Below are 26640 nucleotides of genomic sequence, written 5' to 3' on the forward strand. Positions count from 1 at the left end.
CCCCGGGCTGCCGGTGGAACTGGCCGCCGGCCCGGGGGGCGTCGTCGACCAGGACCACCCGGACGCCCCGCGCGGCGGCCGCCAGCGCCGCGGCGAGCCCGGCGGGGCCCGCCCCGACGACGGCGAGACACGGTCGCTCACTCATCGTCCAGGCCCGTCCCCCGCTGGGTGCGGATCACATCGCCCGGCCGTACCGGGACTAGACAGGCCCGTTGGTTCGGACGGCCGTTGACGGTCACCAGGCAGTCGAAGCACACGCCGATCCCGCAGAACACCCCGCGCGGCCGGCCGGTCCGCCGGGTGCCGCGCCAGGCCGTCACGCCCGCCGCCCACAGTGCCGCCGCCACCGTCCGGCCCGGCAGCGCCTCCAGCGGCCGGCCGTCGAAGGTGACGGTGAAGGCGGGGCCCGGCCGGGCCCGGTCCGGTCTCATCGGACGCATGCGCTCCCGCCTCCCTCGGTGTCGAACCGCTCCGGCCGGAACGGCGTGGTGTCCAGTCCGGGAGCCTCCCCGGTGAGCGCCCGCGCGATCAGCAGGCCGGTGCCGGGGGCGAGCCCGATGCCCGCGCCCTCGTGCCCGCAGGCGTGGAACAGCCCGGGCGCCCGCGGATCGGGGCCGATCGCCGGCAGGTGGTCGGGCAGGTACGGCCGGAAGCCGGCGTACGCGCGCAGCGCCCGGACCCGCTCCAGGAACGGGAACAGCCCGATCGCCCCGGTGGCCAGCGCCCGCACCGCGCGCAGCGACAGCGACCGGTCGAACCCCACCCGTTCCCGGGTGGCGCCGATCAGCACCGGCCCGGCGGCCGTGCCCTCCACGACCGGCGAGGAGCGCAGCCCGGCCGTGTCGCTGGCCACGTCGGCCACGTAGTCGGCCGCGTAGACCTTGTGCCGGACCAGCCGCGGCAGCGGCTCGGTGACCAGCACGAAGCCGCGGCGCGGCAGCACCGGCAGCCGGACCCCGGCGAGCGCGGCCAGGTCACCGCCCCAGGTGCCGGCCGCGTTCACCACCGCGGGCGCGTGCAGGTCGCCCCGGTCGGTGCGGACGCCGTACACCGTGCCGTCGGCCGCGCGCAGCACGCCGGTCACGGTGTGGCTGGTGCGCAGCCGGGCGCCGGAGGCGCGGAGCAGCCGGGCGGCGGCGAGCGCGGGCATGACCTGGGCGTCCTGCGGATAGTGCACCCCGCCCGCCATGCCGGGTGCCAAGTGCGGCTCCATCGCGGCGAGTTCGCCGCCGTCGACCGGTACGGCCGTGACGCCCGCGGCCCGTTGGCGCGCGGCGAGGTCCCGCAGCGCGGCCAGGGTGCCGGGCGCCTGGGCGACGACGAGGCCGCCCTTGGGCTCGTACTCGATCGCGCTGCCCGCCTCCTCGGCCAGCCCGGCCCACAACCGGGCCGAGAACAGGGCGAGTTCCAGCTCCGGGCCCGGTTCCTTGTCGGAGACGAGCAGGTTGCCCTCGCCCGCCCCGGTGGTGCCGCCGGCCACCGCGCCCCGGTCCACCACCGTTACCCCGAGTCCGGCCCGGGCGGCGTACAGCGCGCAGGCCGCGCCCACCATCCCGGCGCCGACGACCACGACGTCGCAGGTCAGTAGCTTCGCCACGGCAGTACTATGTCACATGTTCCCGTTGCTGAGGAGACCCCGAATCCCAGGCGTGGACGCCCCCTTGACGTCGTACGGAGCCCGATCGACACTCCAGGGAGAGGAATCCTAGTGAACGGGTAGGGAATCATGACGCGCCTCGAGACGGAGCCCGGCCGTACGGACCGGACCCCGCCCCGCGCGCCCCTGCTCACCTCCCGCCGCCACATCGACCTCCAGCGCGTCTGCAGCGCCATCGGCGGCCATCGCTAGCACCGGGCCCCGCCGCCCGTCCGTCCGCCGCACCGCGCGCCCCCGCGCCCCTCGCCCGCCGGTCCCTGCCCGTCCGCCGGCGCCCGCGCCGAGACCCGTAGCCACGCCCACGACCCGGGGAGACCCATGTCCATCACTCCGCTCGCCGCCGTCCCGTCCGTCCACCGCACCGCTCCCGTCTTCCGCGGCCGGATCGGACGGGACGCGCGCAGCGGCCACTACGCCGTGCCGCACCGCTACCGGCTCCACCTCTCCACCGCCTGCCCCGACGGACTGCGCCTCGCCGTCGGCCACAGCCTGCTCGGCCTGGACACCAGGTGTCCCGTCACCCTGCTGCCGGCCGTCCCGGACTGTCCCGGCGGCGGCCATGCGGCGCTGCGCCCGCTGTACGAGGCGAGCGCCCACCACTACACCGGCCCCGCGCTCGCGCCCGTCCTCAGCGACGACTGGTCCGGACGCATCGTCAGCACCCACACCCCCGACATCCTGCGCGACCTGGACCGCTTCCGGCCGGACGGCGGCGACCGCCTGTACCCCGCCGGCCTGGAGTCCGTGATCGAGGCGGTCGAGCGGATGTGCGCCGAGGGCATCGAGGAGGCCGCCCAGCGCGCCGGCCGGGCCGGCGTCACGCAGCGGGAGCGGGCCGCCGCGCTCGACGTCCTGCTGGACACCCTGGGCCGGCTGGAGCGGCGGCTGGACGGCGAGGAGTACCTGGTCGGCGAACGGCTCACCGCCGCCGACATCGAGCTGTGGGTCTCCCTGGTGCAGCTCGACACCGTGCACCGCTGCCATCTCGACGCCTCCGCCGTGCACCGCGTCGCCGGCCACCGCGCACTCTGGGCCTACGCCCGCCGGCTGGCCGCCCACCCCGCCTTCGGCCGCCATCTCGACCTCGACGGCATCGCCCGCCGCCACCACGGCCGCTGCCAGGGCCTCGAAGCCGCCGGAGCGGCGGTCCAGATCCTGGACTGGGCGAGCCACGCCGCGGACGCCCCGGGAGCTTGCCGCAGGTGAGAGCGGTCCGCCCCCGTCCACTGTGCGGACGGGCGTTGACATTCGAACGGGCAACTGCCTTACTTACGCCTCAAGAACGGTCATGAGCGTCAGCACCAAGCCCTGGCTGGCTGACCGGCAACCCTCGCACCGCGGTGGGGTGCCCCAGGTGACGACCGGACCGGACGACGTTTTCGGTAAGCGCGCGGCCCCCCGGGGCCCGGACAGTGACAGGTGACGCCATGTACGCAGCCTCCCGGACGGCCGTGAGCCGCCCCCAGGGCTGCGTACCGTCGTACGCCGGTCTCCTCGTCGCCGACCGCGCCGTCGACCTGCTCCGCGTGAACAGCGCACTGTGTACCGCACCGGGCCCTGCCCGCCGCCGGGGCTGACCTCTCCTCCCAGCCCCCGCGTTCCGCCGCACACCCCCTCGCCCGGTGTGCCGTTGTCCGCCCAGTCCCCGGTCTCCGCGCCAGCCCGTGCGCCGCCCCGTGCCCCCGTGCCGCCGCGGCCCACCGCGCTTCGACGCGGCCCCGGGGTGTCCGACTCCGCCGGAGCCCCTCATGAGTGAACCCCCAGGCGCCGCCGTCTCCCTCGCCGAGGCGCCGATACCCACCGAGACACCGCCGAAAGAGCTGTCCGCGCAGCGCGTCCAGCCGCTGCGCCGGCCCGGCCGGTGGATCGTCACCGCCGTCGTCCTCGTGCTCGTCGCGCAGATCCTGCACGGACTGGTCACGAACCCCTTCTACCAGTGGGACCGCTTCCGCTACTGGTTCCTGCGCCCCACCGTCCTCGACGGCCTGCTCGTCACCCTCGAAGTCACCGCGCTCAGCGCCCTGCTGGGGCTCCTCGGCGGCATCCTGCTCGCGCTCGGCCGGCTCTCCGGGAGCCCGGTGCTGCGCGCGGTCAGCTGGACGTACACCTGGCTGTTCCGCTCCGTCCCGCTGATCGTCGTACTGATCTTCCTCTACAACTTCAGCGCCCTCTACAAGACGTTGAGCCTCGGTGTGCCCTTCGGACCGGCCTTCGTCACCTTCGACGAGTCGAAGCTGGCCACCGACATGGCGATCGCCGTCATCGGCCTCAGCCTCAACGAAGCGGCGTACGCGGCCGAGGTGGTCCGCGGCGGCATCCTCTCCGTCGACCAGGGACAGCACGAGGCCGCCGCCGCGCTCGGCCTGCCCAAGGGTTACCAGTTCCGCAGGATCGTCCTCCCGCAGGCGTTCCGGTCCATCACCCCGAACTACGTCAACCAGCTGATCGGCCTGATCAAGAGCACCTCCCTGGTGTTCTACGTGTCGCTGCTCGACCTGTTCGGCTCGGTGCAGTCGATGGGCAGCACCTACCCCGGTGACATCGTCCCGCTGCTGGTGGTCGCCACCGTCTGGTACCTGATCCTGACCAGCGCCGTCTCCGTCGTCCAGTTCTACGTCGAGCGGTACTTCGCCCGGGGTGCCACGCGCACCCTGCCGCCGACCCCGTTGCGAAGAGCCCTGACCGGCCTCGCCGACCTCAGGGCCCGGCTGCGCAGGGAGGCCGCCGTATGACCACCGCACCGCCCCTGGAGCCGACCACCCCCGTCGCGCTCGAAGTGCACGACGTCCACAAGTGGTACGGCGCCCACCGCGTGCTCGACGGCATCGACCTGACCGTCCGCCCCGGCGAGGTCACGGTGGTCCTCGGACCCTCCGGCTCCGGCAAGTCGACGCTGCTCAGGGTGATCAACCACCTGGAGAAGCCGGAGATCGGACACGTCAGCGTGGGCGGCGAGCTGATCGGCGTGAAGCGGCACGGCAACCGGCTCAAGGAGCTGAGCGAGCGCGCCATCCTCGCCCAGCGCGGCCGGATCGGCTTCGTCTTCCAGAACTTCAACCTCTTCCCGCACCTGACCGTCCTGGACAACGTCGCCGCCGCCCCCGTCGCCACCGGCAGGCTGACCAGGCCCGCGGCCCGGGAACTCGCCCGCGAACTCCTCGGACGCGTCGGCCTCGGAGACCGGACCGACGCCTACCCGCGGCAGTTGTCCGGCGGCCAGCAGCAGCGCGTCGCCATCGCCCGTGCCCTCGCCCTGCGGCCCGGGATCATCCTCTTCGACGAGCCGACCTCGGCGCTCGACCCCGAACTCGTCGGCGAGGTGCTCGCCGTCATCAAGGACCTGGCGACCAGCGGCACCACCCTGCTCATCGTCACCCACGAGATCGGCTTCGCCCGCGAGGTCGCCGACCGGATCGTCTTCATCGACGGTGGCCGGATCGTCGAACAGGGCCCGCCCGCACAGGTGTTGGACAACCCCCGGCACGAACGGACCCGGGACTTCCTCAAGCGGGTCCTCTGACCCGCCCGCCGCTCCGTCGCGCGGGGTCCCCCGGCCGCACGCGCTTCCCCGACACCACCGCTCCTTCGTCACCACCGACTTCACCACAGCTTCCCGCCACCACCGAACGACAAGGACAGCCATGCCCAGCCAGTTCTCCCGACGCAGACTGATACGCGGCCTCACCGCGGCGACCGCGACCCTCTCCCTCGCCGGCGGGCTCGCCGCGTGCGGGGGAGACAGCGACGCCGCCACCACCACCGGTTCGGCCGGCACGGTGACCGTGGGGCAGGTGTCCAACGGAGCGGCCCAGGAGACCGCGCTGAAGGTCTCCGAGGTGAAGTCGATCAGCGCCGAACTGCCCGCCGCCATCCGCAAGAGCGGCAAGCTCGTCATCGGCGTCGGGGCCCTGCCCTCGGGCTCCGCGCCGCTCAACTTCGTCGGCAGCGACCAGAAGACCCTCACCGGCTCCGAACCCGACCTCGGCCGCCTGGTGGCCGCGGTGCTCGGCCTCAAGCCCGAACTGCGGAACTCCACCTGGGAGAACCTCTTCGTCGGCATCGACAGCGGCAAGGTCGACGTGGCCTTCTCCAACGTCACCGACACCGAGGAGCGCAAGAAGAAGTACGAGTTCGCCTCCTACCGCCAGGACAACCTGGCCTTCGAGGTGCTGAAGAAGAGCACCTGGAACTTCGACGGCGACTACCGCAACCTCGCCGGCAAGACGGTCACCGTGGGCGCCGGCACCAACCAGGAGAAGATCCTCCTGGAGTGGAAGGCGAAGCTGGCCAAGGAGGGCAAGCAGCTCACGATCAAGTACTTCCCGGACCAGAACGCCATCAACCTGGCGCTGCGCAGCGGGAAGGTCGACGCCTTCCTCGGGCCCAACCCCGCCGTCGCCTACCGCGCCCGGCAGACCGCGAAGACGCCCGACCCGACCCGCAACGCGGGCACCTTCTCCGGCGCCGGGGAGACGGTGCAGGGCCTGATCGCCGCCACCGCCAAGAAGGACAGCGGACTGGCCAAGCCGCTCGCCGACGCCCTCAACCACCTCATCGAGAACGGGCAGTACGCCAAGTGGCTCGCCGCCTACAACCTGTCCAACGAGGCCGTGGCGAAGTCGGAGGTCAACCCGCCCGGACTGCCGCTGGACAACTCCTGACCGCCTCCCCGCCCCCGCCCGCCCGGCCGAGCCGAGAGAGGACTCCGTCCGTCATGGCACACCCCACCGCCGCCCAGGCGGGCGGAGTTCCGCTCCTCCTGCCCAGGGCCCCGTTCCCGCCCGGCGCGCCCGCACTCGACAACGCCGTCTGGGCCGCCCTCACCGGCCCGCACGCACACCTCGCCGAACGCGTGGGCCGCGCGGCCCGCTACCGGGCGGAGACCTACGACTTCGCCGCCGTGGCGGACCCGGCGGACCCCGCGGCCTGGGCCGACCTGCACACGCTGCTCGGGCCCGCGGCCCACGCGCGGGTCAAGCCCGTCGAGCGGGTGCCCGAGGGCTGGACGGTCCTCGGCGGCGGCGAGGGCGTCCAGCTCGTCGACACCGCGCTGCGCGCCGAGCCGGCGCCGGAGGCGGTACGCCTGGGGCCCGACGACGTCCCGGAGATCCTCGGCCTGGTCGCCCGCACCCGGCCCGGCCCGTTCCTGAGGCGGACCGTGGAGATGGGCACCTACCTGGGCATCCGGCACCGGGGCAGGCTCGTCGCCATGGCGGGCGAGCGGCTGCGGCTGCCCGGCTGGACCGAGATCAGCGCCGTCTGCACCGACCCCGCCCACCGCGGCCGGGGACTGGCGACCCGGCTGGTGCGCGCGGTCGCCGCGGGCATCCGGGAGCGCGGGGACACACCGTTCCTGCACGTCGCCGCCGACAACGCGCCCGCGATCCGGCTGTACGAGGCGATCGGGTTCACATCGCGCCGCCGCTCCCCGTTCGTCCGACTCCGCAGCCCGGGAACATCCGGCGCCGGCCGGGCGTTGGACGTCATGACGAGATCCACCCGGCGGGCGCCGACCCGGCCCGCCGCGCCCAACGGAGCGAGGTGACGGCCGTGACCCGAGTGCCGCCGCCGTCACGCCCGCCGCGCGCCCCGCATCCCTACCGCTCCGTCCGGCTGCACTCCCGGCCGCACATAGACCTCCAGCGCGTGTCCGCCGCGCTCTGTCGCCACTGACGCACGCCCGGCCTCCGGCCCGGCTCCTCCCCTCCCGCGCGCTCGCCCGGTCCCGCGCCGCCCACCCCGGCCGGCCCCTGCCCGCGAGCCGGCGCCGCCTCTCGTACGGACGTCAAGGAAGGCACCGACGTGTCCGCAACCTCCCCCGCCCACCTGCATCTCGCCGTCGCCCTGGAGGGCACCGGCTGGCACCCCGCGTCCTGGCGCGAGCCGGTCGCCCGCCCCCGGGACCTGCTCACCGCCGGCTACTGGGCCGACCTGATCACCGAGGCCGAACGCGGTCTGCTCGACTTCGTCACCATCGAGGACGGCCTCGGCCCGCAGTCCTCCCGGCTCCTCACCCCCGACGACCGCACCGACCAGGTCCGCGGCCGGCTCGACGCGGTCCTCATCGCCTCCCGCGTCGCCCCGCTCACCCGGCACATAGGACTGGTCCCGACCGTGGTGACCACGCACACCGAGCCGTTCCACATCTCCAAGGCGATCGCCACCCTCGACTACGTCAGCGCCGGACGGGCCGGACTGCGCGTCCGGGTCAGCGCCCGCCCCGACGAGGCCGCGCACTTCGGCCGGCGCACCATCCGCCGGATCGACTCCTTCGACGCCCCCTCCGCGGGGGCGTTGCTCACCGAACTCTTCGACGAGGCCGCCGACTACGTCGAGGTCGTGCGCCGGCTCTGGGACAGCTGGGAGGACGACGCGGAGATACGGGACGCGGCGACCGGCCGCTTCATCGACCGGGACAAGCTGCACTACATCGACTTCGAGGGCCGTCACTTCAGCGTCAAGGGCCCCTCCATCACCCCGCGACCCCCGCAGGGCCAGCCCCTGGTCACCGCCCTCGCGCACCAGACCATCCCGTACCGGCTCGTGGCCCGCCAGGCCGACGTGGGCTACATCACCCCGCACGACGCGGCCGAGGCCCGCGCCACCGTCGCCGAGATCCGCGCCGAGCAGGAGGCGGCGGGCCGCGCCGGCGAGCCCCTGCACGTCTTCGGCGACCTCGTCGTCCTCCTCGACGACAGCCGGGCCGAGGCCGAGGCCCGCCGGGACCGCCTCGACACCCTCGCGGGCGAGCCGTACACCGGCGACGCCCGGATCTTCACCGGTACGGCGGCCGGACTGGCGGACCTGCTGGAGGAACTGGCCGAGGGCGGACTGACCGGCTTCCGGCTGCGCCCGGCGGTCGCCGGTCACGACCTGCCCCGGATCACCCGGGACCTGGTCCCCGAACTCCAGCGCCGCCGCCGCTTCCGGGACGCCTATGAAGCCGGCACCCTGCGCGGCCTCCTCGGCCTCACCCGCCCCGCCAACCGCTACGCAGCCGTCTGAACGCCGGAGAGGACGACCCCACGCCATGAGCAAGCCCCTGAAGCAGATCCACCTGGCCGCCCACTTCCCCGGCGTCAACAACACCACCGTGTGGAGCGACCCGGCCGCCGGCAGCCACATCGAGTTCGACTCCTTCGTCCGCTTCGCGCAGACCGCCGAACGCGCCAAGTTCGACTTCCTGTTCCTCGCCGAGGGACTGCGGCTGCGCGAACAGGGCGGCAAGATCTACGACCTGGACGTGGTGGGCCGCCCCGACACCTTCACCGTGCTCGCCGCCCTGGCCGCCGTCACCGACCGGCTCGGCCTGACCGGCACCATCAACTCCACGTTCAACGAGCCGTACGAGGTGGCCCGCCAGTTCGCCAGCCTCGACCACCTCTCCGGCGGCCGGTCCGCGTGGAACGTCGTCACCTCCTGGGACGCCTTCACCGGTGAGAACTTCCGGCGCGGCGGCTTCCTGCCGCAGGAGGAGCGCTACTCCCGCGCCAAGGAGTTCCTCGCCACCGCGCACGAGCTGTTCGACTCCTGGCGCGGCGACGAGATCATCGCCGACCAGGCCACCGGCACCTTCCTGGGCGACGCCAAGGCCGGCGCCTTCGTGCACCAGGGACAGCACTTCGACATCCACGGCCGGTTCAACGTCCCGCGCTCCCCGCAGGGCCGCCCCGTCATCTTCCAGGCCGGGGACTCCGACGAGGGCCGCGAGTTCGCCGCCTCCGAGGCGGACGCCATCTTCAGCAGGTACTCCACGCTGAAGGAGGGCCGGGCCTTCTACACGGACGTCAAGTCCCGCCTCGCCAAGTACGGCCGCCGCCCCGACCAGCTGCTCATCCTGCCCTCCGCGACCTTCGTGCTCGGCGACACCGACGAGGAGGCCGCCGAACTCGCCCACGAGATCCGCCGCCAGCAGGTCAGCGGCGCCACCGCCCTCAAGCACCTGGAGTTCGTCTGGAACCGGGACCTGTCCGGGTACGACCCGGAGGGCCCGTTGCCCGAGGCCGACCCGGTCGTCGCCGAGGAGCACATCTCCCGGGGCCGCGCCCAGGTGCGGATGTATCGCGACCCGGTCGCCATCGCCCGCGAGTGGCGGCAGCTCGCCGAGGCCAACAAGTGGTCCATCCGCGACCTCGTCATCAACACCGGCAACCGGCAGTCCTTCATCGGCACCCCGGCCACCGTCGCCCGGACCATCAACGACTTCGTGCAGGCCGACGCCTCCGACGGCTTCATCCTCGTCCCGCACATCACCCCCGGGGGACTGGACACGTTCGCCGACACGGTCGTCCCGCTCCTCCAGGAACAGGGCGTCTTCCGCACCGAGTACGAGGGCACGACCCTGCGCGACCACCTGGGCCTCGCCCACCCCGACGCCGGCACCGACGCCCCCGCCGAGCGGGCCGCGTCGTGAAGTTCCTCGCCATCACCCTGATCGTGCACCGGCCCGACCCCGCCACCGGCGTGCCGGGGCCGACGCACGACCGGTTCCGCGAGGTGCTGGACAACGCGGTGCTGGCCGAGGAACTGGGCTTCGACGGATTCGGCGTGGGGGAGCGGCACGAGCGGCCGTTCCTCTCCTCCGCGCCCACGGTCGTGCTCAGCCACATCGCCGCGCTCACCCGCCGCATCCGGCTCTTCACCGCCGTCACCACGCTGAGTCTGCTCGACCCGGTCCGCGCCTACGAGGACTACGCGACCCTCGACCACCTCTCCGAGGGCCGGCTCGACCTGATCATCGGCAAGGGCAACGGCACCGCGCAGCGCGAGCTGTTCGACGTCACCCCCGAGGACCAGTGGGACCGCAACGCCGAGAGCTACGAGGTGTTCCGGCGGATCTGGCGGCAGGACCGGGTCACCGCGGACACCCGCTTCCGGCCGCCGCTGACGGACGCCGAGGTCTGGCCGCGGCCCTACCAGCGGCCGGTGCGCGTCTGGCACGGCAGCGCCACCAGCAAGGAGTCCGTGGAACTCGCCGCGCGCTACGGCGACCCGCTGTTCTCGGCGAACGTCACCCATCCGATCGAGCCGTACGCCGAGCTGATCCGCCACTACCGCGAACGCTGGGAGCACCACGGCCACGACCCGGCGGACATCGCGGTGGGCGCGGGCTCGGCCGGGCTGTACGTGGCCCGCACCTCCCAGGAGGCGCTGGCCGCGTACCGCCCGGTGTTCGAGAGCAACCTCGCCTTCCAGCGCACGGCCGGGCTGCCCGTGGTCTTCGAGACCCTGGAGGACTTCGTGGCGCGCAGCTCGGCGCTGATCGGCAGCCCCGAGCAGGTCCTCGACAAGGTGCACCGCTACCACGAGCGGTTCGGCCACACCGTGCTGCACGTGAGCGCGGACGCGGGCGGGCTGCCCGCCGCCCGGCACCGCGACTCGCTGGAGCTGTTCCAGTCCGAGGTCGCCCCGGTACTGCGCCGGGACATCCCGGATCCGCCGTTCCCCTGGGCACCCGTCCGGCCCCGGACGGCACCCGAGGCCGTGCCCGCCGATCGCTGAGGAGCCCCCGTGTCCTCCGGCACACCGCTCGGCGTCCTCGACCTCGTGCCCATCGCCCCCGGTTCCGGCGCGTCCGAGGCGCCGCCCGACCCGGGAGACCCCCGAGGGCGATGAGCATGCCGTCGGCGTGCCCGCGTCCGGCCCGGGCGCCGGGCACGCCGTGGAATGTTCACGCGAGTGCAATGGTGGGGCCTGGCCCGCGGCGGTGCCCGCTGCCTACCGTGGTGGCGTGACCATCCCGGCGTTGTCCCGCAGACCGCACCCGGACCCGGCGCGCACCGGCGCGCCGTCCTGTCGACACGCCTGACTTCTCCCCACTGTCCCGGGCCCGCGCGGAGTTCCGAGCAGCCGCTCCTTCGCGCGTGCCCCGGCACGTCCCGTCCGTACGGCGTCTTCCAAGGAGAACGGCATGACCACCGTCACCCACCCCGACACACACCTCGTCATCCACCGGGCCGGCCCGCGCATCGGCGCGGAGGTGAGCGGCGTCGACCTGACCCGCCCCGTCGACGAGGCCACCGCCGACGCGCTCCGCCGGGCCTTCCGCGACCACAAGGTCCTGGTCTTCCGGGACCAGCACCTCGATCCCGGACAACACGTCGAGGCGGTACGCCTGTTCGCCGAACCCTTCGACCACCCCACCGCCCGCCGCCACCCGGACCACGAGCTGGTCTACCCCTACAACGTGCGGCACACCGGCAAGGCCAGCACCTGGCACATCGGCGGCCTGTGGCGCTCCCCGGTCTTCGCCATCGAGTCGCTGACCTACGACGAGGTGCCCGAACTCGGCGGGCACACCCTGTGGGCCGATCTCCAGGCCGCCTACGACGACCTGTCCGAACCCTTCAAGAGGCTGCTGGCCGACGTCCGCGCCGTCTACGACGGCAACCCCGAGAACTACGCGCAGGGCAGCAGGAAGACCGCGCTCGGCGAGACGACGGTCGAGCACCCCGTCGTCCGCGAGCACCCCCTCACCGGGCGCAAGGGCCTCTTCCTCAGCTCCTCGGCCCTCGGGCTCACCGGGGTCACCCCGCAGGAGGGCCGGATACTGCTGGAGCACCTCCTGCGGCACGCCTCCTCGCCCGACTACACCATCCGCTTCGGCTGGCGGCCCGGTGACTTCGTCCTCTGGGACAACGAGGCGACCTGGCACTACGCCGTCGACGACTACGGCGACGGCGCCCGCGTCTACCGCAAGGTCATCGGTGTGGAGCCGCTGCGCACCACTGCCTGAGCCCGGCCCGCCGGCCCGGCCGCCGTGCGCTGCCGGACCGGGCGGCCGACGGCGCCGCACCCGGGCACCGTTCGCGCACCCGAACACCGGCGTGGGCGCGGGCGTCACCTCCCCCGTTGGTGACGCCCGCGCCGCTTCCCCCGGTGCCGGACTGTGGCTCGGCGCCGTCCGTGTGCCGTCACCAGCACATGACGGCCGTCTCCCCCGCACCCCACGTGGAGTACAGACGGACCCGGACGGCGTAGCGGCGGCCCTTGACGAGCCGCACGCGGACGACGGCGTTGTCCGGCGTGCCGCCGTCGTCCCGCCCCGCGAGGAAACGCGCCTCCCCGTCGCGCTCCTCGAAGACCACCAGCACCGTGTCCGCCTCACCGAAGGTGCCCACGGCGTACTCGCGGGTCTGGGGCGGCTCCACCGTGAAGTCGGCCTGCTCGCCCGCCCCGAGACCGAGCGGCGCCGACCGGAACGGCACCAGCGCGGCCGGCCCCGAGGGATCGGCGGGCGGGTACCAGCGGAGCACGAACTCCTTGTCGGCCGGGGACGGGGCGCCGGGCGGACGCAGCCCCCCGCGGTACTGCTCCGGCTCCAGCACCAGACCCGGCCCGAACGGCAGCGTCATGACCGACTGCGGATCCCACACCGAGGCCCCCGCCTCGCAGGCGTCCAGCCGGTCCAGCACGTTCGTGTACGTCGTCTCCCGGCTCCAGAAGTTCGGCGGCCCGGCCAGTTCGGCGTAGACCGCCTCGTCGTCCCAGTGCAGCCCGGCGAACGGGCTCTGGTGCTCGTGCACCATGCCGAGCGCGTGCCCGATCTGGTGCAGGACGGTCCCGCGCTCCCCCGGCGCGGTCACGTCCCAGCCGAGGTTCATGGTGCGCTCGCCCCGGCCGGCCGACAGCGCGTCCCGGCCCACCGCCGACCAGGACCCGGCGCCGGGCTGGAACCCGATCCGCAGCTCCGCCTCGTGCCGGTCGCCGACCTCGGCGAAGGTGACGCCGATGCCGAGGTCCTGCCACTCGCGGAAGCAGTCGCGGACCACGTCCCGCTGCTCCTCGCCGCCCGCCCACGGCGCCCGGCGCAGCTCCCCGGTCCCGGGGACCGGGATGACGGAGGCGTCGGTGCGGGCGTCCAGGAAGCAGTAGTGCAGCACGGTGCCGTTGAGCCACATCCGCCGCCCGGCGAGCAGCGCGCCCAGCCGCCCGGCGGTCAGCCCCGCCGCGAACGGCGGGGCCGGCTGCCGTGGAAGCGAGCAGAGGCGTCGGGTCATGTCGCAAGAGTGCCGCCCCGCACCGGCCGGACGCCTGAGTCGGGGGCTACTCAAGTCACCCTGTATCAAACCCGGGTACCCGCGCTCAGGATGAGGTGAGGACTTACGAGCAGGACGCGGGCAGCGGGACGTACGGCGGCGCCGGGACCCTGGAGCTGCCCTGGCCGTTCACCGGCCGGACGGACGAACTGGAGCTGGTGCGCGGGGCGTCGGCGGCGGGCCGGCCCGGCATCGTGGTGACCGGTCCGGCGGGCCAGGGCAAGACCCGGCTGATCACGGAGGCGGTCCGGGGCACCGACCACCAGCGGGTCACCGGCACGCCCGAGGCCCGCGACCTGCCCCTCGCGGCGTTCGCGCACCTGCTCCCCGACACCGTCTCGCTGCACCGCGCGCTCCGGGCGCTGTCCGGGGTGCGGGTCCTGGTCGTGGACGACGCCCAGTTGCTGGACGAGACCTCCGCGGCCCTGGTCCACCAGCTGGCCGTGCAGGGCCGTACCCGCCTGGTGGTGGCCGCGGCGGACGGGGTGCCCGCACCCGGCGCGGTGTCCCGGCTGTGGACCGGGGAGCTGCTGCCCCGGCTCGCCCTCGGCCCGCTGCCCCGCGAGGACACCGCCCGGCTGCTCGCCGGCGCCGCCCTGGAACCGCTCACCGTACGCCGGCTGCACCAGGCGTGCCGGGGCGATCTGCGGCTGCTGCGCGACCTGGTCACCGCGCTCGCCGGGTCCGGCCGGCTGACCCCGGTGCCCGGCACCCGGGAGCGGGCCTGGCGCGGCGCCCTGCCGGTCACCCCGGCCGTCCGGGACCGGCTCGCCCCCGCCCTGGAGCGGTCCGGCCCCGCCGAACGCGAGATCCTGGACCGCCTCGCCTTCGCCGAGCCGCTGCCGCTGGACCCGGACGGGCTGGAGCCGGAGGCCCTCGAACGCCTGGAGTCGGACGGCCTGGTGCACGTCGACGACCAGGGCGCGGTCAGCCTCGCCCACCCCCTGCACGGCACCGCGCTGCGCGCCACCGCCGGCCGGCTCAGGGCCCGCCGGCTGGCCCCCGCCGCGGACGCGCACGCCCCCGCGCTCGCCGCCGAACAGCGCACCCTGGCGGAGCGCGTCGAGCGGCTCGACGTGACGCCGGTGCCGACGCCGGTGGGGGAGTGGCTGGTCGCGGAGGGCGCCCCGCTGCCGCCCGGGTACGCCGGGCTCCGCGCCCGGTTCGCGCGCCTGCGCGGCGAGCTGCGGGAGGCCGCGGCCTGGGCCCGGGAGGGGCTGCGGGCGGCCCCGTCCGACGCCGGGTGCCGGAGGGAACTCGCGCTGGCCGACGGCGAGCCGGGCACCGGCGCCGAGCCCGACGGCGTCCACGCCGCCTACGACGCCGTACGCCGGGGCGACCCCGGGCGGGCGGCCGGCCGGCTGCCCGCCGGGAGCGTGTTCGCCCGGCACGCGGAGGCGCTGGCCCGCGGCGACGGGGCCGCGCTGGACCGGGCCGCTCAGGCCCTGGCGGAGCGGGGGTTCCTGCTGTACGCGGCGGAGGCGCACGCACAGGCCGTACGGGCGCACCGTGATCCGCGGGCCGCGCGCCGCTCCCGTACCCGCGCCCTGGCGCTCGCCCGCCGCTGCGAGGGAGCGCGCACCCCGGCCCTGACCGGACTCGTCCTCGGTGAACTCACCGCCCGCCAGCGGCAGATCGTCTCGCTCGCGGCGGCCGGGCTGAGCAACCGCGAGATCGCCGACCGGCTGACGCTGTCCGTGCGGACGGTGGGCAATCACCTGTACGGCGCCTACACCCGGCTCGGTACCGGCGACCGGGGGGCGCTGCCCTGGCTGGTGGAGGTGCCCGAGACGGCGTAGGGCCTGTCGCCGGACTCCCGCCGTCCGCCGGGCGGGCGGGAGTCCGACGACAGGCCCCGGCGGCAGCCGCCGCCGGGTACGGCGGGCGGCGGCCGCTACGCCGCGCCGAACGCGGCGAACGCCCAGCCCGTCGCCTGGTGGACCGCGTCGCCGGGCAGGGCCGCGCGGGCGTCGCGGAGGGCCTCGGCCAGACACAGCCCCGCGTCGAGGCCCTTGTGCAGGGCGAGCATCAGCGGCACCACGGCCGCGTCGTTGACCGGGGCGCTGCTGGCCACCACCCCGGCCGTGCCCAGCGGCAGCAACGCCGTGACCAGACCGAGGAGTTCGTCCGCGCCGACCGAGGCGAGCCGCGCGGTGTCGCAGCTGGACAGGATGATCCGGTACGGGCTGCGGGCCAGGCGCTCGAAGTCGTGGACGATCAGCGGGCCGTCGGCCATCCGCAGCGCGGAGAACAGGGGGCTGTCGGCCCGGAACGTGCCGTGCGCGGCGAGGTGCGCGAGGTCCGCCCCGTCGAGTTCCGCCAGCACCCGGGGCACCTGCGCGTCGTCCCCCTCCAGGACCGTCGCCGTGGCGTACCGGCCGGCCAGCTCGGGCACCTCCGCGCCGCCGGTCGCGAGACCGGGACCGCGCACCAGCACCGGGCGGCCGTCCGGCGGCGGCGCGGTCTCCCGGGCGCGCAGCCAGCTGCCCGCCGACGGCGACACGCTGAGCACCCGCTCGCGCAGCGCGGGCAGCAGCGCCCATGGCACCCGGTGCAGCGCGCCCGGCGGCACGATCACCACCGGGCCCGAACCGAGGTGCGGCACCGCCCCGGCCAGCAGCAGCTCCTGGAGCCGCCGGCCGGCCGCCTCCACCACCGGCAGCCGCGCCTCGGCCCCCGGGTGCGCGAGCCGCCGCAGCCCGGCCTGCACGTGCTCGGCCTCGGCGACCGCCTCCGCCAGCAGACCGCCCGTGAACCGCCGCACCTTCCCCCGCCCGCACAGCAGGACGTGCACCCGCCCGTCGACCACGGCCAGTTCGACCAGCCGGGCGGCGCCGAGCCGGTCCAGCAGCCGGCCCGCGTCGAAGCGGTCCCCGGCGTCGGCGGCGGCGCCGCCCGTGTGCCGGGTGCGGGAGCGGATCTCCCGCTCCAGCCGTCGCTGTTCGCGCTCCAGCGCCGGCACCGGCCGGCCCTCCATCCGGGCCGCCTCCGCCCGGGCCGCGATCTCCCGGTAGGCGGTCAGCCCGCTCAGCAGCGCCGGATCCTCGGGCGGCCGGGTCGGCGGCGCGGACAGCACGGTCGCCCGCCACCGCTCGCTCCACACCAGCAGCCGTCGCGGACCGCCCTCGGCGAGGCTCACCTCCTGCGCCAGCGCGGCCAGTTCGGCGCCCTGCGCGGTCGCGTGGGCGCGCAGCTCCGAGGCGCCCAGCGTCATCCGGTGGTCGTCCAGCACGGCCAGGCCGCGCCGGCACGCCTCCAGCACCCCCCGCCGCGAACCGGCCGCCCGGGCCCGCAGCGCCTGCGCCGCCCAGCCGGTCACCCGGGCCGGCGGCGGCCCGCCGTGCCGGCTGCGCGCGGCCACCGCCAGGTGCCGTTCCGCGTCCGCAGTCCAGCCCAGCGCCAGCGCGATCCGGCCGGCCAGCAGCGCGGCCTCCGGCGCGGCGGGCGAGCCGAAGGAGGCCAGCTTCTCGGCGACCGCCGCCGCGTCCGCCACCAGCCGCCCCGACCCGCGCCCGGCCGCCACCCGCGCCTCGATCAGCACCAGCCGGGCGTGCGTCTCCCACCAGGTCCGCCGCTGCGCCGCGAACAGCCGTACGGCGACGGCGGCGCGGGCCACGGCGGTGTGCGCGTCCCCCGCCGAGCGGGCCGCCCGCGCGGCGGCCAGCAGCAGCTCGGCCTTGCGCGTGGACTGCCCGCCGATCCGGTCCAGCACCGAGATCGCCGCGTCCGCCTCGGCCAGCGCCTCCGGGGCGAGCCCCGCCGCCATCAGCACCTCGCAGCGCCGGATCGACAGGTTGTAGGCGGGCGTGCCCAGCTTGGCGTACCGCTCCTCGGCCTCGTCCAGCAGCCGCAGCGCCGCCGGGACGTCGCCGGACCGGAACGCGGCCAGGCCCCGGCTCTCCACCGCGTCCGCCTTGTCGTGCTCCTGGCCGGTGGTGTCCCACAGCCGCTCCGCCGCCGTGAAGTCCGCGACCGCCCGGTCCACCGCGCCCAGCGCCAGGTGCACGGTGGCCCGCAGCGTCAGCGCCCGCGCCGTCCAGATGCCGTCGGCGGCCTGCCGCAGCACGGGCAGCGCCCGCCGTACGTCCTCCAGCGCCTCCCGGTGCCGCCCCAGCACCCACCACACGTACGCCCGCCGGTACAGCACCCGGGCCCGGGTGTGCCCGCTGCCCCGGGCGACGCCCCGCTCGAAGGAGGCGAGCCCCTGCCGTGTGCGCCCCGCGTGCACCAGTGCGACCCCCAGCGTCGCCAGCACATCGGCCTCCCGGTCGGCCGACTCGGCGCGCGCGGCCAGGTCCCGGGCCCGCCGCAGGTGCCGCAGCGCGATCCTGAGGTCGCCGAAGTCCCGCTGCCAGATGCCGAGCACCTGGTGGGCGACGCTGGCGTGCAGCGGTGACGGGCCGTCGCCCAGGAGGTGTTCCGCGCGGGCCCGCGCCTCGCCGGGGTCGGCGAACACCATGGGCAGCAGCTCGATAACCGACTCGCTTCCCGCTGTCACGTCTCGCATGGTAGTGGCCTGCTGTATCAGACGGCGGTCCGGCGACTCTCACTGTCGTAGACCGTCTTGAGGGGGAGGACGCCACATGGCGCCGCAGCGATTCCACGAGCAGTTCCACCACATCCAGCGCTCCTTGCCGGACGTGCCCCTGACCATGGGGCCGGACGACACGGCGGGACTGCTCTACGAGAAGGGCGTCGTCCTCGTCCGGGACGGCGAGGAGGCCGGGTTCGTCGAGGACGCGGTGCGCACCCACTTCACCGAGACCGCGGGCCTCGTCCCCGACCACGTGCGCCGCGTGGGCCCGCGGGCCGGCCGCACCGGCGTCACCCGGATCCGGGTCGGCGACCCCGCCGGGGGCGAGGACACCGTGCCGCACGCCCTGCGCGCCGTGCGGGAGGCGGAGGCACGGCAGGGCCGCCGGCTGGCCGGCCGCAACCACGTGGTGCACATCGCGGGCGACGTCAACGCCTGTCCCGGCGACGAGCCGGTGCCCGTCCCGCGCTCCGCGTCCGCCAACCCCGGTCCGGCCGAGGGAAGTTACGACCCGGCCACCGCGGTCGGCGTCCTGGTGGTCGACACCGGTCTGATGCACGACCACCGCTCCTACCCGCTGCTCGCCCACACCACCGGCGACGCCCAGCTCACCGAGACCGACGGCGACGGCGTGCTCCGCCAGTACGTCGGCCACGGCACCTTCATCGCCGGCATCCTCGCGGCGCTCGCGCCCAACACCGACATCACCGTCCGGGGCACGCTCAACGACGCCGGCGCCGTCCTGGAGTCCGAGTTCGGCGCCCTGCTCTTCGAAGCGGTCGACCGGGACGGCTGGCCGGACATCATCAGCCTCTCCGCGGGCACCCCCAGCGCGGACCGGGACGGGCTGATCGGACTGGACGCGTTCATGGCGGAGCTGCGCGAACGGCGCACCCTGCTGGTGGCCGCCGCCGGCAACAACGGCAGCGACACCCCGTTCTGGCCCGCCGCCTACGCCGGGCTGCCCGAGTACGCCGACTGCGTGCTGTCGGTCGGCGCCCTGCGCGCGGACGGCGAGGGCGGTGCCTGCTTCACCAACCACGGCCCCTGGGTCCGCGTCCACGCCCCCGGCGAGCGCCTCACCAGCGCCCTCTCCGGCTTCGCCGTGCCGGTGCCGTACGTCTACCAGCACTCCACCTACGACGGCTGCCGGTTCGGCCCCGCCGACTACGCCTGCACCTGCCAGTACCCGCGCCACACCGGTCTGCTGAGCGAGGGCCGGGAGAGCACCGGCGGCAAGCCGGACCAGGTGATGTTCGAGGGCCTGGCCCAGTGGAGCGGCACCTCGTTCGCCACCCCGGTGGCCGCGGGGCTGGTCGCCGCGCGGATGACGGCCTACCGGGAGCGCGACCCGCGCGCGGCCGGCGCCGGGCTGCTGGCGGCCACCACGGACCGGGCCGAGGTGCGCGGGGCGCGCGTCCCGGCGCTGCGCCCGCCCACCTGGCGCCCCGTCCCCGTCGTGCTCCCGGCGCTGCCCGCATGAGTTCCGGAACGCTTCCCTCCGCGGCGTACGATGACGTGCCGTACACAAGGGGTGGAGCCGTGGACCGAACAGAGGTCGGCGCGTTGGTCCAGTCCGCCGTCGACGGGGACGCCGCGGCCTGGAAGGCGCTGGTGGAAGGGATGAGTCCCCTGGTGTGGTCGGTCGTGCGCGCGCACCGGCTGCCGGAGGCCGACGGGCACGAGGTCTTCCAGACCGTGTGGTTCCGCTTCGCCCAGCACCTGGGCCGCATCCGGGAACCCGACAAGGCCGCCTCCTGGCTGGCCAGCACGGCCCGGCACGAATGCCTGAAGGTGCTCAAGGGCCTGGCGCGGCTCACCCTGACCGACGATCCGCGGGTGCTGGACCGGGCCAGCGAGGAGCGGACGCCCGAGGAGACCCTGATCGATTCGGAGGAGGCGGCGGACCGCGCCGAGCGGGTCCGCCGCCTGTGGCAGGAGCTGGACCAACTGGGGGCGCGCTGCCGGCAGTTGCTGCGCGTGCTGATGGCCTCGCCGCCGCCCAGCTACGGGGAGATCTCGGCCGCCCTCGGCATCGCGGTCGGCAGCATCGGCCCGCTGCGCCAGCGCTGTCTGCGCCGGCTGCGGGCCCGGATGGACGCACGAGGTGACGTGTGAACGACGACGACAACCGGATGCCCGGCCAACCGTGCCCGGACGGGGACGAGTTCACGGACGCGCTGCTGGAGGAGGAGCTGCGCCAGGCGGCCGCCGTCCTGGACCCGGTCCCGGCCGAGCTGCTCCAGACCGCCCTGGACGCCTTCGCCCTGCACGACCTGGACGCCCGGATCGCCGAGCTGACCTTCGACTCGCTCCTGGACGCGCTGCCGGTCCGCGGGGTCCTGGACGCGCCGCGCATGCTGACCTTCCGCGCGGGCGAGGTGACCGTGGACGTGGAGGTCACCGGGGAGGGGCTGATCGGCCAGCTGCTGCCGCCGCGGTCGGCACGGATCGAGGTGCTCGGCGGCCCGGCGGCCCGCCCGGTCAGCACGGACACCCTCGGCCGCTTCAGCAGCGACACCCCGCCGTCCGGCCCGTTCGCCCTGCGCCTGCGCACCGGCGCGGAGGTGATCGTGACGGAGTGGCTGCGGGCCTGAGCCGCCCGCCGGGGCGCCTCGCGGGCGGCCGGCCGGCGCGCTACACCGCGTCGGCCAGCGCGGCCAGCGCGCCGGCGAGCCGCTCCAGACCCGGCCCGGCGGGCCCGCCCGGCTCCGTCATGTAGGTGTCCCGGCGGATCTCCACCATCAGGGCGCCGACCCGGGCGTCCGTGCCGTGGAACTCCAGCGGCACGTACGTCCCGGCGAACGGGCTGTCCAGCCCCGTCTCCCCGCACCCGGCGAACGCCTCGCGGGCGGCACGGGTCAGCTCGGGCGGGGTGTGGAAGGCGTCCGTGCCCAGGCACACCGGCGGGCGCGGCCCGCTGCCGTGCAGCTCGTAGGGGAGCGGCGCGGCCGGGTAGGAGTGCACGTCGATGACGACGGCACGCCCGGTCGCGGCCAGCCGCCCGGCCACCGCCTCCGCCATGGCGGAGGCGTACGGCCGGAAGTAGCGGGCGAGCAGCGGCTCCGGGTCGGTGTCCGCGGGCCGCAGCTCGCCCCGGTGCGTGGTGCGCGTGTAGACGGCGCCCATGCCCACCGCGAGCATCTCCTCCCGGTCGTCCGGGAACCGCTCCGGGTCCACCACCAGCCGCGACAGCCGGTTCACGAACCGCCAGGGCGTGCGGCCGGCCAGCGCGGCGGCCCGAGCGGCGATCTCGGCGGTGTGCGCGTCCGTGATGTGGTCCAGCTCCCGCTCCAGCTCCGCGTCGTCCAGCACGATGCCCTCCCGCACGTCCGCCGGGACGGTCCGCGCGGAGTGCGGCACGTGCAGCAGCACCGGCGAATCGGCGGCACCGGCGAGGAGTTCGAAGGAGGCGGTGGGATCGGTCACGGGCTGCTCCGCGGGGCGTCGTCGTCGGCATGGGACACGCCCAAGGTGCCACACGGCACCGGGGGAGGAACGGGCGGGTCGTGCCGGGCGGCGCGGCACCGCCGGGTCAGCCGAGCAACTCCCGGACCAGCGAGCCCACTTGTTCCGTCTCGATCAGGAACCCGTCGTGGCCGTACGGCGACTCCACCACCCGCAGCCGGTCGGCACCCGGGATGAGCGCGGCCAGTTCCGCCTGCTGGGCGAGGGGGTAGAGACGGTCGGAGTCGACGCCGGCCACCAGGGCGGGCGCGCGCACCCGGGCCAGCGCGCGGCGGACGCCGCCCCGGTCGCGGCCGACGTCGTGCGCGTTCATCGCCTCGGTCAGCACGACGTAGCTGCCCGCGTCGAACCGGCGCACCAGCTTGGCGGCGTGATGGTCAAGATAGGACTCCACCTGGTACCGGCCGCCGCGCCACGGGTCCTCGGCGCCCTGCGGCGACCGGCCGAACCGGGCCCGCAGCTCGGGTTCGCTGCGGTAGGTGATGTGCGCCAGCCGGCGGGCCAGCCCCAGCCCGGCGAGCGGTTCCCGGCCGGTGCCGTGGTAGTCGCCGCCCCGCCAGTGCGGATCGCCGCGGACGGCGTGCAGCTGGACGTTGGCCCAGGCGATCTGCTCCGCGCTCGCCGCCGCCGTCGTCGCGAGCAGCAGCAGCGCGCCGGTCCGCGCCGGGTGCGCCACCGCCCACTCCACCGCCCGCATCCCGCCCATCGAGCCCCCGACGACCAGCGCCCACCGGTCGATCCCGAGCGCGTCCGCGAGCCCGGCCTCCGCCGCGACCTGGTCGCGCGGGGTGAGGAACGGGAAGGCGCCGCCCCAGGGCCGCCCGCCGTCCGCCCGGGGCGAGGACGGTCCGGTGCTGCCCTGGCAGCCGCCGAGGACGTTGGGCGCGACGACGAACCAGCGGTCCGTGTCCAGCGCCCGGCCCGGACCGATCAGCCCGTCCCACCAGCCGGGGGCCCGGTGGCCGGGTCCGGCGGGCCCGGCCGCGTGGCTGTCCCCGGTGAGCGCGTGCAGCACCAGCACGGCGTTCGAGGCGTCCGGGGACAGCCGCCCCCAGGTCTCGAACGCCAGGCGCACCCCGGGCAGTTCACCGCCCGCCTCCAGGGGCAGCGGCTTCTCGGCGACGTACCACCGCCGTCGGCCCGGCGGGTCCCCCTCCCGCCAGGCACCGGTGGCCGCGCTCACCTACGCGCCCTTCGCCGCGCGGAAGCCGGCCTCCAGGTCCGCCTTGAGGTCGGCCAGGTTCTCGATGCCGACCGACAGCCGCACCAGACCCGGCGTGGTGCCGGTCGCCGCGGCCTGCTCCTCGGTGAGCTGGCTGTGCGTGGTGGACGCCGGATGGATGATCAGGCTGCGTACGTCACCGATGTTGGCGAGGTGGCTGAACAGCTCGACGGCGTCCACGAACCGCTTGCCCGCCTCCACCCCGCCGCGCAGCTCGAAGGAGACGATGGCGCCGGCGCCGCGCGGCAGGTACCGCCGGCCCGCCTCGTACCAGGGGCTGGAGGCGAGGCCCGGGTAGTGGACGGCGGCGACCTCGTCCCGCCGCTCCAGCCACTTCGCGAGGGCCTGCGCGTTCGCGGAGTGCCGCTCGATCCGGAGGCTCAGCGTCTCCACGCCCTGGAGCAGCAGGAACGCCGAGTGCGGGGCGAGCGCCGGGCCGAGGTCGCGCAGCAGCTGCACCCGCAGCTTCACCGCGAACGCGCCGGGGCCCAGCGCCGGCCAGTACCGCAGGCCGTGGTAGCTGGGGTCGGGCTCGGTGAAGTCGGGGAAGCGGTCGGCGTGCGCGCCGAAGTCGAAGGTGCCGCCGTCCACCACGACACCGGCGATCGCGGTGCCGTGCCCGCCGAGGAACTTGGTCGCCGAGTGCACCACGATGTCGGCGCCGTGCTCCAGGGGCCGCAGCAGGTACGGCGTCGGCACGGTGTTGTCCACGATCAGCGGCACCCCGGCCGCGTGCGCCACGTCGGCGACCGCCCGCACGTCCAGGACGTCGCCCCGCGGATTGCCGAGGGACTCGGCGAACAGCGCCTTGGTGTTCGGCCGGATCGCCGCCCGCCAGGCCGCCGGGTCGTCCGGGGCGTCCACGAAGGAGACCTCGATGCCCAGTCGGCGCAGCGTGTGCCGCAGGAGGTTGTACGTGCCGCCGTACAGGGAGCTGCTGGAGACGATGTGGTCCCCGGCCCCGGCCAGCGTCAGGATCGCCAGCGTCTCGGCCGCCTGTCCGGAGGAGACCGCGACCGCCCCGACACCGCCCTCCAGCGCGGCGATCCGCTGCTCGAACACGTCCGTCGTGGGGTTGTGGATGCGGGTGTAGATGTTGCCGGGTTCGGCGAGCGAGAACAGATCGGCCGCGTGCCGGGTGTCCTGGAAGACGAAAGACGTCGTCTGGTAGACCGGGGTGGCCCGGGCGCCGGTCGTGGGGTCGGGGGCGGCCCCGGCGTGGATCTGCTTCGTCTCGAACGACCAGGCGGAGCCGTCGGCGGTGTCGGGCTGCGTGCTCATGGTGCTCCTCGTGCGGGGGAGGGCGCTGACGTGCGACGAGGTAAGCACGCGGCGGACACCGCCGAACAGGGCGCGGGCAAAGGTGACATGAGGACGTCACATACGACATGTCGCCGCAATGATCGGATACGGCTCCGCCCCGGCCGGGCGGCGCCGGCCGGGGCGGGACCACCGGGAGCCGTCAGGCCCCGGGGGGCGTCAGTTCAGGGACGCCAGCACCTCGTTCCAGGTGGCCGACGGACGCATGACGGCGTCCGCCTTGGCCGTGTCGACCTGGTAGTAGCCGCCGATGTCGGCCGGCTTGCCCTGGACGGCGATCAGCTCGTCCACGATCCGCTCCTCGTTCGCGGCGAGCGCCTCGGCGAGCGGCGCGAACGCCTTCGCGAGGTCGGCGTCGTCGCTCTGCCGCGCCAGCTCCTGGGCCCAGTACAGGGACAGGTAGAAGTGGCTGCCGCGGTTGTCGATGCCGCCGACGCGACGGGTCGGGGACTTGTCCTCGTTGAGGAAGGTCGCCGTGGCGCGGTCGAGGGTGTCGGCGAGGACCTTGGCGCGGGTGTTGCCGGTGGCCGCCGCGTACTGCTCGAAGGACGGGACGAGCGCGAAGAACTCACCGAGCGAGTCCCACCGCAGGTAGTCCTCCTTGACCAGCTGCTGGACGTGCTTCGGCGCGGAGCCGCCGGCGCCCGTCTCGAACAGGCCGCCGCCCGCCATCAGCGGGACGACCGACAGCATCTTGGCGCTGGTGCCCAGCTCCAGGATCGGGAAGAGGTCGGTGAGGTAGTCGCGCAGGACGTTGCCCGTCACCGAGATGGTGTTCTCGCCGCGGCGGATGCGCTCCACCGACAGCTCGGTGGCCTCGACCGGGGACAGGACCCTGATGTCCAGGCCCTCGGTGTCGTGCTCCGGCAGGTACTGCTTCACCTTGGCGATCAGGTTGGCGTCGTGGGCGCGGCCCTCGTCCAGCCAGAAGACGGCCGGGTCGCCGGTGGCGCGGGCGCGGGTGACGGCCAGCTTGACCCAGTCGCGGATCGGGGCGTCCTTGGTCTGGCAGGCGCGGAAGATGTCGCCCTGCGCGACCGGCTGCTCGATCAGGACGTTGCCGGCCTGGTCGGTGACGCGCACGGTGCCCGCGGCGGCGATCTCGAAAGTCTTGTCGTGGGAGCCGTACTCCTCGGCCTTCTGCGCCATCAGGCCGACGTTCGGGACCGAGCCCATGGTGGACGGGTCGTAGGCGCCGTTGGCCCGGCAGTCGTCGATGACGGCCTGGTAGACACCGGCGTAGGAGGAGTCCGGGATGACGGCGAGGGCGTCGTGCTCCTGGCCGTCGGCACCCCACATGTGGCCCGAGGTGCGGATCATGGCGGGCATGGAGGCGTCGATGATGACGTCCGAGGGCACGTGCAGGTTGGTGATGCCCTTGTCGGAGTCGACCATGGCGAGGGCCGGGCCGTCGGCGATCTCGGCGTCGAAGGAGGCCTTGATCTCGGCGCCCTCGGGCAGGCTCTCCAGCCCCTTGAGGATGCCGCCGAGGCCGTCGTTCGGGGTGAGGCCGGCGGCCTTCAGCGTCTCGCCGTACTTCGCGAAGGTCTTCGGGAAGAAGGCGCGCACCACGTGACCGAAGATGATCGGGTCGGAGACCTTCATCATCGTCGCCTTGAGGTGCACGGAGAACAGGACGCCCTCCTCCTTGGCGCGGGCGATCTGCGCGGCGAGGAACGTGTTCAGCTCGGCGACGTGCAGGACGGACGCGTCGACGACCTCGCCCTCCAGGACCGGCACGGAGTCCTTCAGGACGGTGGTGGTGCCGTCCTCGCCGACCAGCTCGATCCTCAGCGTGCCCGCCTCGGAGATCACCACGGACTTCTCGGTGGAGCGGAAGTCGTTCTCCCCCATGGTGGCCACGTTGGTCTTGGACTCGGAGGTCCAGGCGCCCATGCGGTGCGGGTGGGTCTTGGCGTAGTTCTTCACCGACGCCGGGGCGCGGCGGTCGGAGTTGCCCTCGCGCAGCACCGGGTTCACGGCGGAGCCCTTGACCTTGTCGTAGCGGGCGCGGATCTCGCGCTCCTCGTCGGTCTTCGGGTCGTCCGGGTAGGCCGGCAGCGCGTAGCCCTTGCCCTGGAGCTCGGCGATCGCGGCCTTCAGCTGCGGGATGGACGCCGAGATGTTCGGCAGCTTGATGATGTTGGCCGCGGGGGTCTTGGCCAGCTCGCCCAGCTCGGTCAGCGCGTCCGGAATGCGCTGGTCCTCGTTCAGGTACTCCGGGAAGACGGCGATGATGCGCCCGGCCAGCGAGATGTCGCGGGTCTCCACGGGCACACCGGCCTGCGCGGCGTACGCCCGGATCACCGGCAGGAACGAATGCGTCGCCAGGGCCGGGGCCTCGTCTGTGTAGGTGTAGATGATGCTCGAGTCAGTCACCGGGTGCTCCGCTCCACGTCTG

Annotated in this window: 25 protein-coding genes and 1 riboswitch; of the genes, 16 read left to right on the plus strand and 9 right to left on the minus strand. The window is 74.7% G+C overall.

Annotated features, from left to right (window positions below; translation table 11 throughout):
• From IF37_RS42240 to IF37_RS0118065, 3 genes are all read right to left on the minus strand, one after another.
• Positions 1-145: FAD-dependent oxidoreductase (locus tag IF37_RS42240; RefSeq protein WP_158727354.1), on the minus strand; the 145-nt coding region annotated here is incomplete at its 3' end.
• Positions 138-440, minus strand: a complete 303-nt coding sequence (locus IF37_RS0118060; protein ID WP_030743384.1) for a (2Fe-2S)-binding protein — start codon at positions 438-440, stop codon at positions 138-140. The genes IF37_RS42240 and IF37_RS0118060, both read right to left, overlap by 8 nt.
• On the minus strand, positions 428-1597 hold the full coding sequence (locus tag IF37_RS0118065; RefSeq protein WP_030743387.1) for an FAD-binding oxidoreductase: 1170 nt from the start codon (positions 1595-1597) through the stop codon (positions 428-430). Before IF37_RS0118065 ends, IF37_RS0118060 begins: the two co-directional genes overlap by 13 nt.
• A 129-nt stretch (positions 1598-1726) precedes the next feature.
• On the opposite strand from IF37_RS0118065, the gene IF37_RS46390 reads away from it, so the two are divergent.
• The 12 genes from IF37_RS46390 (at position 1727) to IF37_RS0118120 (ending at position 12392) form a co-directional block, all read left to right on the plus strand.
• Positions 1727-1849 (plus strand): putative leader peptide, encoded by a 123-nt coding sequence (locus tag IF37_RS46390; RefSeq protein WP_301540337.1) that lies wholly within the window; start codon positions 1727-1729, stop codon positions 1847-1849.
• Between the two features lie 126 nt (positions 1850-1975).
• Positions 1976-2863, plus strand: coding sequence for a glutathione S-transferase C-terminal domain-containing protein (locus IF37_RS0118075; protein ID WP_030743390.1), 888 nt, complete (start codon positions 1976-1978; stop codon positions 2861-2863).
• 78 nt (positions 2864-2941) lie between these two features.
• A riboswitch (SAM riboswitch) is annotated at positions 2942-3052 on the plus strand.
• Positions 3053-3084: 32 nt separating this feature from the next.
• On the plus strand, positions 3085-3234 hold the full coding sequence (locus tag IF37_RS44490) for a hypothetical protein (protein WP_158727355.1): 150 nt from the start codon (positions 3085-3087) through the stop codon (positions 3232-3234).
• A gap of 171 nt (positions 3235-3405) precedes the next feature.
• Entirely contained in the window at positions 3406-4389 is a 984-nt protein-coding gene (locus tag IF37_RS0118085) for an amino acid ABC transporter permease (RefSeq protein WP_030743392.1), read from the plus strand.
• Complete coding sequence (locus IF37_RS0118090) at positions 4386-5177, plus strand: amino acid ABC transporter ATP-binding protein (RefSeq protein WP_030743395.1); 792 nt, start codon at positions 4386-4388, stop codon at positions 5175-5177. Before IF37_RS0118085 ends, IF37_RS0118090 begins: the two co-directional genes overlap by 4 nt.
• A gap of 121 nt (positions 5178-5298) precedes the next feature.
• Positions 5299-6318, plus strand: a complete 1020-nt coding sequence (locus tag IF37_RS0118095; protein ID WP_030743398.1) for an ABC transporter substrate-binding protein — start codon at positions 5299-5301, stop codon at positions 6316-6318.
• 53 nt (positions 6319-6371) lie between these two features.
• Positions 6372-7202 (plus strand): GNAT family N-acetyltransferase, encoded by an 831-nt coding sequence (locus IF37_RS0118100; RefSeq protein ID WP_030743400.1) that lies wholly within the window; start codon positions 6372-6374, stop codon positions 7200-7202.
• A 14-nt stretch (positions 7203-7216) separates the two neighbouring features.
• Positions 7217-7330 carry a putative leader peptide gene (locus IF37_RS46640; RefSeq protein ID WP_367647087.1) on the plus strand — a complete coding sequence of 38 codons (114 nt, stop codon included), beginning with the start codon at positions 7217-7219 and terminating at the stop codon, positions 7328-7330.
• Positions 7331-7459: 129 nt separating this feature from the next.
• Positions 7460-8662 (plus strand): LLM class flavin-dependent oxidoreductase, encoded by a 1203-nt coding sequence (locus IF37_RS0118105; RefSeq protein ID WP_030743403.1) that lies wholly within the window; start codon positions 7460-7462, stop codon positions 8660-8662.
• A gap of 25 nt (positions 8663-8687) precedes the next feature.
• Positions 8688-10070 carry an NtaA/DmoA family FMN-dependent monooxygenase gene (locus IF37_RS0118110; protein ID WP_030743405.1) on the plus strand — a complete coding sequence of 461 codons (1383 nt, stop codon included), beginning with the start codon at positions 8688-8690 and terminating at the stop codon, positions 10068-10070.
• Positions 10067-11158 (plus strand): LLM class flavin-dependent oxidoreductase, encoded by a 1092-nt coding sequence (locus tag IF37_RS0118115; protein WP_030743408.1) that lies wholly within the window; start codon positions 10067-10069, stop codon positions 11156-11158. Before IF37_RS0118110 ends, IF37_RS0118115 begins: the two co-directional genes overlap by 4 nt.
• A gap of 409 nt (positions 11159-11567) precedes the next feature.
• A complete protein-coding gene (locus tag IF37_RS0118120; protein ID WP_030743410.1) occupies positions 11568-12392 on the plus strand; it encodes a TauD/TfdA family dioxygenase in 825 nt (274 codons plus the stop codon).
• Between the two features lie 178 nt (positions 12393-12570).
• Here the strand turns inward: IF37_RS0118120 and IF37_RS0118125 are convergent, their stop codons facing one another.
• Positions 12571-13656, minus strand: coding sequence for a M12 family metallopeptidase (locus IF37_RS0118125; RefSeq protein ID WP_030743413.1), 1086 nt, complete (start codon positions 13654-13656; stop codon positions 12571-12573).
• Positions 13657-13751: 95 nt separating this feature from the next.
• On the opposite strand from IF37_RS0118125, the gene IF37_RS0118130 reads away from it, so the two are divergent.
• Positions 13752-15494 (plus strand): LuxR C-terminal-related transcriptional regulator, encoded by a 1743-nt coding sequence (locus IF37_RS0118130; protein ID WP_030743415.1) that lies wholly within the window; start codon positions 13752-13754, stop codon positions 15492-15494.
• A 95-nt stretch (positions 15495-15589) separates the two neighbouring features.
• Here IF37_RS0118130 and IF37_RS0118135 read toward each other — a convergent pair whose 3' ends face one another.
• A complete protein-coding gene (locus tag IF37_RS0118135) occupies positions 15590-18202 on the minus strand; it encodes a CHAT domain-containing protein (RefSeq protein WP_173456894.1) in 2613 nt (870 codons plus the stop codon).
• Positions 18203-18278: 76 nt separating this feature from the next.
• Between IF37_RS0118135 and IF37_RS0118140 the strand changes: the two genes are divergently transcribed.
• From IF37_RS0118140 to IF37_RS0118150, 3 genes are read left to right on the plus strand one after another with little or no spacing between them, the layout of a single operon-like run.
• Positions 18279-19712: a S8/S53 family peptidase gene (locus IF37_RS0118140; RefSeq protein ID WP_030743420.1), complete on the plus strand. Its 1434-nt coding sequence runs from the start codon at positions 18279-18281 to the stop codon at positions 19710-19712.
• Positions 19709-20347, plus strand: coding sequence for an RNA polymerase sigma factor (locus IF37_RS0118145; protein ID WP_173456896.1), 639 nt, complete (start codon positions 19709-19711; stop codon positions 20345-20347). The genes IF37_RS0118140 and IF37_RS0118145 overlap by 4 nt, the downstream gene beginning before the upstream one ends.
• 17 nt (positions 20348-20364) lie before the next feature.
• Entirely contained in the window at positions 20365-20826 is a 462-nt protein-coding gene (locus tag IF37_RS0118150) for a hypothetical protein (protein WP_030743424.1), read from the plus strand.
• Between the two features lie 40 nt (positions 20827-20866).
• Here IF37_RS0118150 and IF37_RS0118155 read toward each other — a convergent pair whose 3' ends face one another.
• The 4 genes from IF37_RS0118155 to IF37_RS0118170 all read right to left on the minus strand — a co-directional run bounded on the left by IF37_RS0118155 (position 20867) and on the right by IF37_RS0118170 (position 26618).
• A complete protein-coding gene (locus tag IF37_RS0118155) occupies positions 20867-21658 on the minus strand; it encodes an N-formylglutamate amidohydrolase (RefSeq protein ID WP_030743427.1) in 792 nt (263 codons plus the stop codon).
• A 106-nt stretch (positions 21659-21764) separates the two neighbouring features.
• Positions 21765-22880: a homoserine O-acetyltransferase gene (locus tag IF37_RS0118160; protein ID WP_079165789.1), complete on the minus strand. Its 1116-nt coding sequence runs from the start codon at positions 22878-22880 to the stop codon at positions 21765-21767.
• Complete coding sequence (locus IF37_RS0118165; protein WP_030743431.1) at positions 22881-24200, minus strand: bifunctional o-acetylhomoserine/o-acetylserine sulfhydrylase; 1320 nt, start codon at positions 24198-24200, stop codon at positions 22881-22883.
• Positions 24201-24398: 198 nt separating this feature from the next.
• Complete coding sequence (locus IF37_RS0118170; protein WP_030743434.1) at positions 24399-26618, minus strand: NADP-dependent isocitrate dehydrogenase; 2220 nt, start codon at positions 26616-26618, stop codon at positions 24399-24401.
• Positions 26619-26640 lie beyond the last annotated feature (22 nt).

The organism is Streptomyces sp. NRRL S-31 (assembly GCF_000718775.1).
Lineage (GTDB): Bacteria > Actinomycetota > Actinomycetes > Streptomycetales > Streptomycetaceae > Streptomyces.